Source organism: Shouchella miscanthi, assembly GCF_007725405.1.
In the GTDB taxonomy this organism is placed as follows: domain Bacteria; phylum Bacillota; class Bacilli; order Bacillales; family Bacillaceae_D; genus Shouchella; species Shouchella hunanensis.
The window spans coordinates 3,164,685-3,179,083 of sequence record NZ_CP042163.1 but is presented as its reverse complement, the minus strand read 5'-3'; the positions used below and the strand labels follow the sequence as shown (position 1 = coordinate 3,179,083).

Here is a 14,399-nt window from a genome sequence, read left to right as displayed (position 1 = left end):
AAGCCTCTCACTAATTTCAAGTGAGGGCTTTTTTAGGATACCTGTTAATGGACAGAAGGATAGTGAATTCCCTCTGGGTTGTTCACAGATGGACGTGTTACCGTTACATTTTTTCGAACGGCGTACTCTTCATCAGGAGCATGTATAACAAATTCAAATACAGTAGTAGACTTTTCGAGTTGAAAGCTATCTTTATTTATAAACAGCATAAAGTCTAGCTGTGACACTTCGAAAGTGCTCTCATGTTGAGCAATGTCTTCAATACCGAGTAACGATTGATCAAACAGCTCCATATGTAAAGCCATATCATCAAGATCATCACCGTTTGCTTCAATAGATAGTATATAAAGATCGTCGTATTCACGAACACTTACAAACTCTGAAATGCCTTGTAATAGAGATAACTGAGCTTTAGGAGAATAATTTAAAGATAAGAGTGAACTTAACTCGACGTCGCTATTCAATTCTTCCCAGCCTTGACCATTATGATTAGAAAAAAGTGATTCATCTGTAGCTACAACACTAAGAGATTCCTCTACTTTTCCTTCATTTCCCTCTTGGTCTAAGCCATAACGAGAAAAGGTAGTGTATGTGACTTCAGGTTCTTTTTGATAAGCCAATGCTCCTTCTGTCACTTTCTCTACTTGCTTCGTTTGGGAAGAAATAAAGTCTGTTATCTTTATAGTAGCTTGATAATTTTTAAGTTCTTTTTCTACGTCAATCGTGTTTTTAATAATCGACTGACTTTGATTAACGAACATATCCTCTTTATCTTCAATCTCATCAGATAAAATGAGTGTCTCCTCTTGTTCAACATCCTCTATAGAACATGCTCCAAGAAGGATTGATAAGGTCACACCTGAATAGAGCCAGTTTCTGTGTAACATAGTCATCTACTCCTGGTTGGTTTAAGTTAGCGCTACAAAATATTACATTTATGTTACAAGCGCTTGTGATATTGTAACAAACCTGCTCTTGAATGCAAATAGGAAAATAGAACCAAGGTTTTTGAGGGAGGGGGATATTGAGACCACTTACGGGTAGAATTAACAATTAAATGAAGAAACACGGTTAAACTATATTACGCTCATAAAGTAAATGGATTTCATAATTTACTGATTAAAAAGGAAGGTTCAAGCTATTTGCTTTCTTACCATTGCCCTCTTATTTGAGAAACTTTGTTTTATTGTTCTTTAACAATGGAAGTGTTAAGAGCTCTTTTTTAATTTCAGTTAGAATACTCATTTAAAGAATTTCTAAAAAGATTTCGACAAATTTCATATTCTCTCTTATTTTCACAAGATACGTAAACCTTTTATTCTAGTAACAGTTTTAAGAAAGCGTTAACAAAAAGGGCTATCTGTATCGACAGAATTAGACAAATGCCTATTGTGCCATTTGAAGAAAGAGTTTGACTTATAAGAATCGTACTGGTATATTGAAACTGTGGTATAACACCATACATTGAATTTTATGTAACGAAGGGAATGTGAAACATGCAAGGAAAAGTTAAATGGTTTAATGCAGAAAAAGGTTTTGGTTTTATCGAGCGTGAAGACGGAGATGACGTATTCGTACATTTCTCTGCAATCAATTCTGATGGATTCAAAACTCTTGATGAAGGTCAAGATGTAGAATTCGAAATCGTTGAAGGCGCTCGCGGACCGCAAGCTGCAAACGTAGTAAAGCTTTAATTCACATTCCTGTAAGGATATGAATAATAGCTAATCTCAACTCACTCTACCATTAGTAGGGTGAGTTTTTTGTGTTTTTTTTGTCATATTTTTAATGTTTAAGAAGGATTTTAGAGGGAAATGTAGAAGTAAGCAAGGGAAAAGGAGGAGTTCAACGATGCATTATAATATTCGTGGTGAGAACATTGAAGTAACACCAGCAATTAGGGAGTATGTAGAGAAGAAAGTCGGTAAGCTTGAACGCTATTTCGACACAACTCCTGTGGCTGATGTAAATGTAAAGCTACAGCTTATTAATAGTAGCGAATCAAGTATAGAGGTTACGATTCCGATGCCTAGGCTATTATTAAGAGGCGAGGAAACAAATGCGGATATGTATGCAGCAATCGACGTAGTCGTCGAAAAGTTGGAACGCCAAATTCGAAAGCACAAAACAAAGGTAAATCGTAAGTTCAGACAAGAGGGTAGCCTCAAGCATATGTTCAAAAATGAACTAGAGCCACTTCGTGAGGAGATCATTGAAGAAGAGTATGAAGAAGATGATCTGCAGGTTGTTCGAACGAAGCGCTTTAACTTAAAGCCGATGGATGCTGAAGAAGCTATTTTACAGATGGATCTGCTAGGACATAATTTCTTCGTCTTCTCAGATGCTGATAGCGGCAGCACGAACGTTGTTTACCGTCGAAAAGACGGCAAATACGGTTTAATTGAATCTGAAGCATAAAAATAAAAGTGTCAGCTAATAGCTGGCACTTTTTAATGCTGTGCACAAGTAGGCAGTCTTGTAAGCCGGTGTCTAAACTGCTAATATAAGTATGATAAACCCAAAAAAAGTCATGTAGTGTGTATTGCCGTTAAGAGAGGAAGATGAATATGCTCGGTTTACTTCGAAAAGTAGTAGGCGATCCTGCTCAAAAGCAATTAAAGAAAAATGAAAAAGTTATTGATCAAGTCGAGGCGCTAGCCGATGAAATGGCAAGGCTTTCCGATGAACAATTGAGAAATAAAACGCAAGAATTAAAACAGCAAATTGAAGAAGGTACTTCAATTGATGAGGTCGTTGTACCTGCGCTCGCAACAGTAAGAGAGGCGGCTAAACGTGTATTAAATGAATATCCGTACCGTGTGCAGCTTCTTGGTGCCCTTGCCCTTCATCAAGGGAACATTTCAGAAATGAAAACAGGTGAAGGTAAAACGCTTGTAGGAACAATTGCTTGTTATGTTCAAGCGTTGCTTGGCAAGGGTGTTCATATTGTGACAGTGAATAATTACTTAGCGAGCCGTGACCTTGGCAACTATGGTCGCGTATTCCAATTTTTGGGACTAACAGTAGGGTTGAATGAAAATGGTCTCTCCAGAGAAGAAAAGCAAAAGGCGTATGCTGCTGATATTACGTATAGTACAAATAACGAGCTAGGGTTCGATTACCTTCGCGATAATATGGTTCTATATAAAGATCAAATGGTTCAACGTCCGCTTCACTTTGCCCTTATTGATGAAGTGGATTCCATTTTAATTGATGAAGCGCGGACACCGCTTATTATTTCTGGTTCGGTTGAACGGAAAACCAAGCTGTATGGACAAGCAAACACGTTTGTAAGGGTTCTGAAAGTAGATGAAGATTATACGTACGATGAAAAAACAAAAGCCGTACAGTTAACAGACGAAGGTGTGAATAAAGCGGAACGCGCATTCAATATTGACAACCTTTATGATCAACAACACGTTTCTTTAAATCATCACATTAATCAGTCATTAAAAGCTCATGTGGCGATGCATCGTGATGCGGATTACGTAGTAGAAGATGGCGAAGTTGTCATTGTTGACCAATTTACAGGTCGTTTAATGAAAGGTCGTCGCTATAGCGATGGTCTTCACCAAGCATTAGAAGCAAAAGAGAATTTGCAAGTACAAAAAGAAAGCATTACGCTTGCGTCCATTACATTCCAGAACTATTTTAGAATGTATCAAAAGCTTGCAGGTATGACTGGTACAGCTAAAACGGAAGAGGAAGAATTCCGTAATATTTACGGCATGGACGTAATGGTTATTCCAACAAATAAAGATGTAGCTCGTGATGATCGGTCTGATTTGATTTACAAATCGATGCAGGCGAAGTTTAATGCGGTTGTTAATGAAATTGCTGAATTACACAAAAAAGGACAGCCTGTACTAGTTGGTACGGTGAACGTTGATACAAGTGAAATTGTTTCAAAGATGTTAACAAAGAAACGCATTCCTCACCATGTATTAAATGCGAAAAACCACGAGCGTGAAGCAGAAATCATTGAGAATGCAGGGCACAAAGGTGCTGTAACAATTGCAACAAATATGGCTGGTCGTGGAACGGATATTAAATTAGGGCCAGGTGTAAAAGATCTAGGTGGCTTACACGTATTAGGAACAGAGCGACACGAATCACGTCGAATTGATAACCAGCTTCGAGGCCGTTCAGGTCGTCAAGGAGATGTAGGCTCTTCGCAATTCTATCTGTCAATGGAAGACGAATTGATGAGACGGTTTGGTTCAGATAATATGCGTAATATGATGGAACGGCTTGGAATGGAAGAAGATCAACCAATTGAATCAAAGCTTGTTTCCCGAGCGGTAGAAACTGCGCAAAAGCGAGTTGAAGGAAATAACTATGATGCACGAAAACAAATTTTGCAGTTTGACGATGTCATGCGAGAACAACGTGAAATTATTTACAAGCAGCGTATGGAAGTATTGGAATCGGAAAACTTACAGTCAATTGTGAAAAACATGTTAAAAGCAACGATCACTCATGTTGTACAAACGCACACGCCAGATTCACTCGTACAAGAAGAATGGGATTTAACTGCTATTGTGACGTATATTAATGGACAATTGTTAAGTGAAGGTGCGTTAACTGAAAAAGAAATCACTGGACTTGAACAAGAAGAAGTTATTGAACTTGTAACGGAAAGAGTACTTGCTGCTTATCACGAAAAAGAGTCTGAGGTTTCACCTGAACAAATGCGTGAATTTGAGAAAGTAATTATGTTGAGAACGGTTGATCGTAAGTGGATGAACCACATTGACCAAATGGATCAGCTTCGTCAAGGTATTCATTTGCGCGCATATGGCCAAAATGATCCTTTGCGTGAATATCGATTTGAAGGGTTTAATATGTTCGAGGCAATGATTGTTGAGATTGAAGAAGAAGTATCGATGTATGTGATGAAAGCGGAAGTACAACAAAACTTACAACGACAAGAAGTTGCTCAAGGTAAGGCCGTTCAACCATCAGTAAACAATGAGCAAAAGCAAGCTAAAAAGAAACCAGTTCGTAAAGGTGAAGACATTGGACGAAATGACCCTTGTGTTTGCGGAAGCGGCAAGAAATACAAAAACTGCTGTGGGGCGAATGGCTAAGGTTACTAAATAATGAGGTGAAAGATTTGGATTTAGTAGAAATTAAGCAAGAATTAGCGGCATTAGAGAAACGATTAGCCGATTTTAGGGGGTCTCTTTGACGTCGCAGATAAAGAAGAGCGGATTGCGGAGTTAGAAGAGAAGATGACAGACCCTGATTTTTGGAATAGCCAAGAAGAGGCACAGAAAGTCATTGCAGAAACGAACGGGTTGAAAGAGCAAGTGCATACCTTTAAAGATATGTCTGACGCCTACGAAGATTTAGAAGTTAGCTTAGAGCTTGTGCGAGAAGAAGGCGATCCTGAGCTAGCGAATGAATTAGAAGAAGGTGTTCGCGCATTAATCGAAAAGATGAATCAGTTTGAGCTACAGCTGCTACTAAGTGAGCCATATGATAAAAACAATGCTATTTTGGAGTTACATCCAGGAGCTGGCGGAACTGAATCGCAAGACTGGGCCTCTATGTTATTGCGGATGTATACACGTTGGGCCGATAAACGCGGGTATTCTGTTGAAACCCTCGATTATTTACCTGGTGAAGAAGCTGGTGTTAAAAGCGTAACGTTATTAATTAAAGGTCATAATGCTTACGGCTATTTAAAAGCAGAGAAAGGCGTTCACCGTCTCGTTCGTATTTCGCCATTTGATTCTTCTGGAAGAAGACACACATCCTTTGTTTCGTGTGAAGTAATGCCGGAGCTGGACGATACAGTCGATATTGAGCTCAATACAGAAGATTTGAAAATTGACACATACCGTGCGAGTGGCGCCGGTGGACAGCATATTAATACGACAGATTCTGCAGTTCGTATTACGCATTTGCCAACAAATACGGTAGTGACTTGTCAAAGTGAACGTTCACAGATTAAAAACCGTGAGCAAGCCATGAAGATGATGAAAGCAAAGCTATACCAATTAAAGATTGAAGAGCAGGAACGTGAATTAGCAGAAATTCGCGGCGAGCAAAAAGATATCGGCTGGGGAAGTCAAATTCGCTCATATGTTTTTCATCCTTATTCAATGGTGAAAGATCATCGGACAAATCATGAAAATGGAAATTCGAATGCAGTAATGGATGGTGAACTTGACCCATTCATCGATGCATACTTAAGGCAAACCATTCGAATTGATTAACTAACACGCTTTATATGGATGCGAAAATAATTTGGCGCTAGGGACGGTTGTTTTAAAAGAAACGCTCCAACTTGACAAGGATACCATTCTTGTTTTAGTTGTCGCTGTTACTTGTATAACAAACACCGTCTATGCGCTTTTTATTTGTGAATAGAAAGGAGTGAATGGGCTTGAAAGTTGTACGCTGTATTCTTTTTTGCTTTATCTTATTAGCTGCTTGTCATCCGGAAGTAGACGACTCGAAGCAAAACGATGTCATAGATGAAGAGGACATCATTTTTAACGACGATGGATACCAGATATATAAAGAAAATAGCTGTATAAACTGTCATGGCGATCAGTTACAAGGAGCATCAGGTCCGTCACTTTTAGACATTGACCTAACTGCTGGTGAAATAGAAGCCATTATCGTAAATGGGGTAGGGTTTATGCCGCCTCAAGATTTGGATGAAGAAGATCGTAGAGCGCTAGTGGAATGGTTAAGTGCACGCTAGGAAAATGATAAAAGTGCTGTCGGAAGAATGGGTTAAGAAGTGACTCCGAAATGAGCGCTTTTTTTGTTGTCTGCGCCTGAAAAAGCCTCCATTTTTCAACAAAATCATATTGTATACCCGATCATTTTTGACATGAAACATCAAACTGAAATAAAAATGTAATATTTACTAGATTGATCTAATGATATAATAACCGCGAAGCATGTCTGAATATGTACAATAGATGATCGAAAATACAAATTGACCTTGGCATTTTTTATTAAAGGCTGTGATGAAGTGAGTTTGATTAAGTTAAACGATGTTTGGAAAGTGTATCCAAATAGCGTTAAAGCGATAAATGGTATGTCAATTGAGTTTAATAAGGGCGAATTTGTTTACATTGTTGGGCCAAGTGGAGCCGGTAAGTCCACATTTATACGATTGTTATACCGAGAAGAGAAGGCATCTAAGGGTGAGATTTACATTGATAATGTGAACCTATCTCAATTAAAGCAAAAAGAAGTTCCTCATCTAAGAAGGCGAGTCGGGGTGGTTTTCCAAGACTTCAAACTTCTACAATCGTTGACAGTTTATGAGAATATTGCTTTTGCCTTAGAAGTTATTGAAGAAGACCCATCAAAGATTAAGCAAAAAGTAATGGATGTACTAGACTTAGTAAAAATAAAAAGTAAAGCTAAATTTTATCCAAGTGAGCTTTCAGGAGGAGAGCAACAACGCGTTGCCATTGCGCGAGCCGTTGTGAATCGTCCTGACATCTTAATTGCAGATGAACCGACAGGTAACCTTGATCCTGATACAGCGTGGAGCATTATGGACATTCTTGAAAATGTCAATGCGCTAGGAACGACCGTTATTATGGCCACTCATAATAAAGAAATTGTGAATACTTTGAAGCGCAGAGTCATTGCCATTGAAGCTGGCCGCGTTGTTCGAGATGAAGCTAGGGGGAATTACGGATATGAAGTTTAATGCACCAAAACGCCACCTCCGTGAAGGCTTCAAAAACATTGGACGAAGTGGCTGGATGACATTTGCTTCTATTAGCGCTGTTACCGTTATGCTCGTAATCGTTGGGTTCTTTATGATTGTTTTTTTAAACGGTAATCACATTGCGTCAACGATTGAAGAAAATGTCGAGATTCGAGCTTTCATTGAACGCGGTACTGATGAAGCAGAAATAAATGAGCTTATGGAAGAAGTCGAATCAGAGTATGATGTAGCCGAAGTTGAGTTCATTGATAAAGAAGAAGGACTTGAGAATTTAATTGCGTCCACTGGTGGAGAAGACTACTGGGGAAGTTTACGGGATGACAACCCGTTGCGAGACGCACTACGCATTATTGCGACGACACCACAGTTTACAGAAGAGATTGCAGAATCGATCGGTGAACATCCTTATATTGGTCGCGTCTCATATGGAGAAGAAATCATATCCGATCTGTTTACCATTACCAATACAGGTAGAATAGCCGGAGCCGTTGTAATTGGGGCGTTATTATTCACAGCGATGTTCTTAATCTCTAATACAATTAAATTGACCATTTTAGCAAGAAAAAGTGAAATACAAATTATGAAGCTAGTAGGGGCGAAGGATAGCTTCGTTCGTTGGCCGTTTCTAATTGAAGGGATGCTACTCGGACTGTTAGGAAGCATTATTCCGATACTCCTCATTAGTTTTGGATACACGTATCTCTACAATGAGTCAGCAAGCTTTTTACAAGGTGTACCGTATGAACTATTGGCACCTAATCTATTAATCTTACAGCTTTCCATTCTATTAGTTGTTTTAGGACTTGGCGTTGGAATATGGGGAAGCGTCATGTCTGTTCGTAAATTCTTAAAAGTATAATCGTGTGTAGAAATCAAGGGGGAAATAAGGTTGAAAAAGCGTACAATTCGAGCGACTGTTGCAGTTACTGCGGCAGTAGCTCTCCTTTTTACAGGATTCCAGCCAGCGATGGCAAACACAGAAATTCAGACAAAATTAGATCAGGTTCGTGAAGAACAAGTATCAAAGCAAGAATCTGCAAATGAAACGCGCTCTGAGATTACCGAGCTTGAAAGCGAGCTTAGTGCACTTTCGGCAGAAATTGAAGCATTAACTGCTAAACAACAAGAAAACGAGCAAAAGTTAAAAGAAACAGAAGAAGAGCTTATTCAACTTGGGGAAGAAATTAAAGCTCTTGAAGAAGAAATTGTCATTATTGAAGAACGCATTGAAGAGCGAAGAGAGATTTTGCAGGAACGTGCAGTTGCGACGTATGAGTCCGATGGTGAAGTTAGCTATTTAGAAGTGCTTTTAGGTGCTCAAAGCTTTGGTGACTTTATTGAACGGTTAAGTGCCATTACAACGATTGCTCAAAGTGACCAAGAGTTACTAGACGAACATATTGCTGATGAAGAGCGTCTACATAACGCAAAACAAGAGGTAGAAGCGAAGAAAGCGAAAGTTGAAGAGAACAAAGCAGCTTTAGTAACAATTAAAAATGAGCTTGATTCTCAAAAGAACGAATTAAATAGTCTGCAAGATGATTTGAACGAAAAAGAAACACAGCTTCAGCAAGAGCTAAATGCGATTATTTCTGACGAAGAGTTACTTAAAGGACAAGAACATGCGCTTGAAGCAGAACTAGCAGCATGGGAAGAAGAGCAGAAAAAAGCCCGTGAAGAAGAAGAACGCCGCAAGCAAGAAGAGAAAGAAAGACAAGAACGTCAAGAGCGTGAGGCAAAACAAACAGCTGATGCAGCACAGGTAGAGACAGCTTCAGAGCCAACGAAAGCGTCTACTCCAGCAGCAAACGCGCCAAGTAGTAGAGAAGCGTCTCCTTCAACTAGTGGAAACAATAGCGTTCAGAATGCTGCTCCAGCGGCAAATAACTCTTCATCATTTATTCGTCCAGCGACAGGTTCGGTAACATCTCAATACGGTATGCGCGGTGGAAGAATGCACTGGGGTATTGATATTGGTAAAAATGGTCGAAGTGGAGATGTGCCGATTGTTTCTGTTTTAGATGGAACGGTTGTTGAAGCTGGTTACCATAGTGGTGGCTTTGGTAACTGGGTTCTTGTTACTCATCAAATGAATGGGCAACAATACTCTACTGTGTATGCACACTTAGATCGAATTGACGTAAGTGCAGGTCAGCGTGTTGGACAAGGTACACAGCTTGGTACAATGGGGAATACAGGGAACTCATTTGGCGCTCATTTACATTTTGAAGTGCACCAAGGAGCGTTCAACTGGTCACGATCAAATGCAGTTGATCCAATGAATTATATATAAAACACAAATAGCGTCCGTTTCGATGGACGCTATTTTTAAATGTTTTGACAAAAATAAGATAAACGTGTTTTGACATTAATGATTGAACAACTTAGAATAAAAGTATTAGTTGAGAACTGGATGTCTAACTCATTGGGAGTGGTGAAGTGTTTTGAAAATAAAGCAGTTGTTTTTTACGTTATCGGTAATGGTGATTATTGCTGTAGCTGCTATCTTTTTTATAAATGATGGAATCCAACTTGGTGGAGCGAATGAATCACCGCCTGCAACAAATGCCGATGACTCTGATGTACCGGATGTCATTTTGGATGATGATGAGTTAATCGAGAAATTTGAAACAGCCCTGACAACGATTGAAAATAATTATGTGTCTGAAGTGGAACGAACAAAGCTTATTGAAGGTGCTATTAATGGTATGGTTGAAACGTTAGAGGATCCCTTCTCAGATTATATGGATGTTCAATCAGCGGCAAGCTTTCAGGAATCGTTAAGCTCTCATTTTGAAGGTATTGGGGCAGAAGTAGGTATGGTAGATGGCTATGTGTCTATTATCAGTCCGATGAGAGAATCTCCAGCTGAACGTGCCGGCTTATTGCCAAATGATGCAATTTTAGAAATTGATGGCGAATCAATAGAAGGTTATTCAGTTAACGAAGCGGTTCAATTAATTCGTGGTGAAGGCGGTACAGAAGTTATTCTAACCATTCAACGTGGCGAACAAAATGAGCCATTTGACGTAACCATTGAGCGTGATCGTATTCAAGTTGATGCAGTTCGAGCAGATACTTTTGAAGTAGATGGTCAAGTAATTGGTCGTCTTGAGATTACGTCATTCTCTGAAGATGTAGGTACCCAATTTGAAGAATTGCTACAAGAGTTAGAGGAAGATGGAATTGATGGACTGATTGTAGATGTTCGTCGTAATCCAGGTGGTTATTTAGATGGTGCTCAAAATATTGGTAATCTGCTTATCCCAGATAATAAGCCGATTGTTCAGATTGAGCATAGCAACGGTAGTATTGAAAGCTATGAATCAAGTTTAGATGAACGAAAGCCTTATCCGATTATCGGGTTAATTAATGAAAGCAGTGCATCGGCTTCTGAAATTTTAGCTGCTGCTTTAAAAGAATCTGGAGACTATGATCTTGTTGGAAAAACAACGTTCGGTAAAGGAACTGTACAAAAATCAATTCGCATGACGGACGGCAGTGCGTTAAAGATTACAACCGATCGCTGGCTGACAGCTGGAGGCAACACGATTGATCATGAAGGCGTTGAGCCTACTGTAGAAGTAGACCAGCCTGAATACTTTTATGCAGTTGCTCTTTCTATTGAAGAACCTTACGAAAGGGATCAAGTATCTGACCAAATTGCACGTACACAAAGTATGCTAGAAGGGCTTGATTATCCGATTGAACGTACAGATGGTTACTTTGATGAACAAACAGAGACGGCAGTAAGGGAATTTCAAGAAGATCATGATTTAGATGAAACTGGTCAATTAGATGAAGCAACCGCACAAAAAATTCAAGAAGAAATACAGGCGCACATTAGAGACGTTGAGAATGATGCACAACTGAATCGAGCGATTGAGCTTGCGGTGGAACAAGCATCCTAAGAAATGTTGTTGAAAGTAAAAAAGGGATATCTGTATTGAATTGCACAGATATCCCTTTTTAAGTAAGTGTTGGAGGACAAGTTCATGGTAGAAACCATCCTAATTGCAGTCGCTAGCTTTTTTTTGAATCCAATTGTTTATATCGGCTTCTTTACGCTTTTTATAATCGCTCATTGGCGAGTGAAGCAAGAACGGTCATCGTTTCATACACGAGTTTATGCACGGCGAGCTGATTTTTTGTTAAGTGCCATTCCTTCTGTTGTGACGGGTGTTCTCGTCAGTATAGTGACCATTGCGGCGGGAGTTGTAGTACCGACTGATATACTTGTGGCCATTGCATTAGCGACGTTGCTGCTTTTACTTACTGGACAAATGCATTGGCTAACGCCTACATATGTTTTTTTCCTTGTTGCTCTTTATTTAGTTGTTTTTCCACAGTTCATGGTGTTTCCCTTTTCAGAAAGTGGAGACCAGGGGTCCTTACTTTATGCTGCCATTACGTTTAGTGTAGCGGTGTTATTGTTTTCTCAAGCCATGCTTGTAACTATGAACGGGAAAAGGCTCATTTCACCACAGCTTGAAAAAGGAAAAAGAGGAAGATTTATAGGGATCCATAAAATAAATCGTTTATGGATTGTCCCCGTTGTCTTTTTTATTCCAGAGAGTGCTTTGGTACTACCTTGGCCTTGGCCAACTTTTTCTATAGGGTCTGAGTTTATTCAGCCAATTCTGTTTCCAATCCTGCTAGGGTTTAAACAACAATCCCGTACACACTTAGATACACGATTTTATCAATATACACGCGCTTACTTCTTGCTTGCAGGAGTAGCTACTGTCTCTACTGTTATTCTGTTCTATTACCCTAATGAATGGCTATTTGTAAGTATACTAGGCGTTATTGCCTTCATTCATGCTATAAGCCAATTGATCATTAGGCATAAAGAAAAGAAGGATACCGCGTTCTTTACAGAGGAAGAAGAAAGTTGTCGAGTGGTTGGGGTTTTACCAAACAGTCCAGCTGATAAAATGAAGATTGTTTTAGGAGAAGAAATTTCAAAGGTAAATGGCCAAATGGTTTATGATGAAACGACGCTTTATCAGGCGCTCCAAAAAAACCCTGTTTACTGTAAAATTGAAGTGAAAGATGTCAATGGAGAAAAGCGCTTTGTACAAGGACCGCTTTATAGCGGAGAGCACTATCAGCTTGGTGTATTGCTTGTTCGCAAACAAGAAAAGCTAAGTAACTCAATTATCTAGCGAATAAAAAGACCTTCCATTTTTGTGGAAGGTCTTTACGCATTAATTTTATTTTAATGGTTGAAGCGCGCTTTTTTTACGCTTTTTTACAGGTGGTAGCTGAGAGATCGTGTCTTGTTGCTTAGAGATTTTAAATAGAACAAACCAAATGAGGGCGAATCCAATTAGCTGGGCAATTGTTACGGTTTCTTGAAGGGTAATCCATGATACAAGCAACCCTGTCATTGGAAAGCTTAGTTCAGCAATTGTAGCAACGGAGGCCTTAACAGACTGTAACCCACGATAGTATAACAGCATGGACACAAGACCAGGTAATAATGCTGAAGCAAGTAAATTAAGGGCAATGAACGTTAATGCAATGGTTGATTCAGGGCTTGCCCACATATCAGGAGATACGCTTATTAAGACACCGAGTAATGGAAGTGCAAGTAAAAACCGTAGTGCAGTAACAGTCTCGTGGCGACATTTCTTTAGTAAGATACGTCCCATTACCGTCGAGCCACCCCAAAGTGCTGCTGCTCCGATGGCGTACAAACTACCTAGTTGAAATATTTCCCCTGGATTATTGATCGGGAAATAAAAGCCAAATGTTAACAGGTATGTCCCAATTAGCGCAATCGGTACGTAAACGCCGAAATGCTGCGGCAGTTTTTCTTTTAAAAGAAAGTGCGCAAGGGTGATGGCGAATAGCGGCTGCAATTTTTGTAATAGCAATACTGAATTAATCTCACCACTAGATGCAGCAATAGTTAACCCTTGTGTAAATAAAAGAGTGGCAAAAGCAGAGCCTCCCCAAGAAATAAACAGAAGCGCTCCTAAATCTTTAAAGCTAAGTTTCTTTAAATCACCTTTAAACTTTAAAAGGATGGGAATCGCAATAAAAGCTAAAATAATGTGTTCAATAAAAACAATTTGTAAAGACGTCATCGTATCAAGTAGCAAAATACGAAAAAGTGGATTAATCCCCCAAAAGGCGGCACCAATCACGATAAACCAAAACGTCTTATTTGATTGCGGTTGTTCATTCACAGCTGTGAGCTCCTTTTCAATGAAAAGGTCTTCTGTAGAAATCAAAAAGCCCTGGACAATGTTGTGTTCAGGGCTGGAGAAATAAACATAGTAAAGACTATGTTCTTTCTATTTGATCTTCTCCCATCCGGACTATACCGTCGGCTTTGGATTTTCACCAAATCAGTCCACATATAATTATGCGGAGTCGCGGGCTTTAACCGCCGGTCAGGAATTTCACCTGCCCCGAAGATACCTATTCAATTTGTATATAATCTACCGTTATCATACTGGATTTTTTTAAAAGCGTCTAGAAATTTGTTTGTTAGCAATTTTTGGTTGCGCACGTGCGTTCGTAAATGTTGGTGCAAGTCTTCATTCTTGTGGTATACTTAAGCGAACGTGTGTTTACAGGAAATGAATTGATTGGGTTTTTAACGACGCTAAAATGGGAATACCAGTAGGATCATGTTCTTTTGCAAAGGAGGGGTGAGCTTATCAAAAGAAAGATTGTT

General features: G+C 39.4%; 12 protein-coding genes and 1 riboswitch. Of the genes, 10 read left to right on the top strand and 2 right to left on the bottom strand.

Annotated elements, in window-relative coordinates; translation table 11 throughout:
- Positions 1 to 44: 44 nt before the first annotated feature.
- Positions 45 to 887 (bottom strand): DUF6612 family protein, encoded by an 843-nt coding sequence (locus FPV17_RS16160; protein WP_144559456.1) that lies wholly within the window; start codon positions 885 to 887, stop codon positions 45 to 47.
- A gap of 609 nt (positions 888 to 1,496) precedes the next feature.
- Between FPV17_RS16160 and FPV17_RS16155 the strand changes: the two genes are divergently transcribed.
- From FPV17_RS16155 to FPV17_RS16110, 10 genes are all read left to right on the top strand, one after another.
- Positions 1,497 to 1,694, top strand: a complete 198-nt coding sequence (locus FPV17_RS16155; protein ID WP_011247912.1) for a cold shock domain-containing protein — start codon at positions 1,497 to 1,499, stop codon at positions 1,692 to 1,694.
- A 157-nt stretch (positions 1,695 to 1,851) separates the two neighbouring features.
- Positions 1,852 to 2,418 (top strand): ribosome hibernation-promoting factor, HPF/YfiA family, encoded by a 567-nt coding sequence (gene hpf, locus FPV17_RS16150; RefSeq protein ID WP_035394645.1) that lies wholly within the window; start codon positions 1,852 to 1,854, stop codon positions 2,416 to 2,418.
- Between the two features lie 149 nt (positions 2,419 to 2,567).
- Entirely contained in the window at positions 2,568 to 5,090 is a 2,523-nt protein-coding gene (gene secA, locus FPV17_RS16145) for a preprotein translocase subunit SecA (protein WP_035394643.1), read from the top strand.
- Positions 5,091 to 5,116: 26 nt separating this feature from the next.
- Positions 5,117 to 6,224, top strand: a protein-coding gene (gene prfB, locus FPV17_RS16140) for a peptide chain release factor 2 (RefSeq protein WP_186370633.1) whose coding sequence is annotated in 2 segments (ribosomal slippage) — positions 5,117 to 5,188 and positions 5,190 to 6,224 — 1,107 coding nt in all. Because the reading frame shifts where the segments join, the coding sequence is not laid out codon by codon here.
- A 170-nt stretch (positions 6,225 to 6,394) separates the two neighbouring features.
- Positions 6,395 to 6,718 carry a c-type cytochrome gene (locus FPV17_RS16135; RefSeq protein WP_186370632.1) on the top strand — a complete coding sequence of 108 codons (324 nt, stop codon included), beginning with the start codon at positions 6,395 to 6,397 and terminating at the stop codon, positions 6,716 to 6,718.
- A 282-nt stretch (positions 6,719 to 7,000) separates the two neighbouring features.
- Positions 7,001 to 7,687, top strand: a complete 687-nt coding sequence (gene ftsE, locus FPV17_RS16130; protein ID WP_144560512.1) for a cell division ATP-binding protein FtsE — start codon at positions 7,001 to 7,003, stop codon at positions 7,685 to 7,687.
- Positions 7,677 to 8,567 (top strand): permease-like cell division protein FtsX, encoded by an 891-nt coding sequence (gene ftsX / locus FPV17_RS16125; protein WP_035394639.1) that lies wholly within the window; start codon positions 7,677 to 7,679, stop codon positions 8,565 to 8,567. The genes ftsE and ftsX overlap by 11 nt, the downstream gene beginning before the upstream one ends.
- Before the next feature lie 30 nt (positions 8,568 to 8,597).
- Positions 8,598 to 10,001, top strand: a complete 1,404-nt coding sequence (locus FPV17_RS16120) for a murein hydrolase activator EnvC family protein (protein ID WP_144559453.1) — start codon at positions 8,598 to 8,600, stop codon at positions 9,999 to 10,001.
- Between the two features lie 151 nt (positions 10,002 to 10,152).
- Positions 10,153 to 11,619, top strand: a complete 1,467-nt coding sequence (locus FPV17_RS16115; protein WP_144559452.1) for a S41 family peptidase — start codon at positions 10,153 to 10,155, stop codon at positions 11,617 to 11,619.
- Positions 11,620 to 11,703: 84 nt separating this feature from the next.
- On the top strand, positions 11,704 to 12,876 hold the full coding sequence (locus tag FPV17_RS16110) for a PDZ domain-containing protein (RefSeq protein WP_144559451.1): 1,173 nt from the start codon (positions 11,704 to 11,706) through the stop codon (positions 12,874 to 12,876).
- Between the two features lie 48 nt (positions 12,877 to 12,924).
- Here FPV17_RS16110 and FPV17_RS16105 read toward each other — a convergent pair whose 3' ends face one another.
- Positions 12,925 to 13,905, bottom strand: a complete 981-nt coding sequence (locus FPV17_RS16105) for a DMT family transporter (protein WP_144559450.1) — start codon at positions 13,903 to 13,905, stop codon at positions 12,925 to 12,927.
- A gap of 111 nt (positions 13,906 to 14,016) precedes the next feature.
- A riboswitch (FMN riboswitch) is annotated at positions 14,017 to 14,142 on the bottom strand.
- Positions 14,143 to 14,399 lie beyond the last annotated feature (257 nt).

Excerpts from the sequence above, each read along its gene's own strand:
- FPV17_RS16160 (WP_144559456.1), bottom strand. The coding sequence starts at position 887 with ATGTTACACAGAAACTGGCTCTATTCAGGTGTGACCTTATCAATCCTT.
- secA (WP_035394643.1), top strand. The coding sequence starts at position 2,568 with ATGCTCGGTTTACTTCGAAAAGTAGTAGGCGATCCTGCTCAAAAGCAA.
- ftsX (WP_035394639.1), top strand. The coding sequence starts at position 7,677 with ATGAAGTTTAATGCACCAAAACGCCACCTCCGTGAAGGCTTCAAAAAC.
- hpf (WP_035394645.1), top strand. The coding sequence starts at position 1,852 with ATGCATTATAATATTCGTGGTGAGAACATTGAAGTAACACCAGCAATT.
- FPV17_RS16155 (WP_011247912.1), top strand. The coding sequence starts at position 1,497 with ATGCAAGGAAAAGTTAAATGGTTTAATGCAGAAAAAGGTTTTGGTTTT.
- FPV17_RS16110 (WP_144559451.1), top strand. The coding sequence starts at position 11,704 with ATGGTAGAAACCATCCTAATTGCAGTCGCTAGCTTTTTTTTGAATCCA.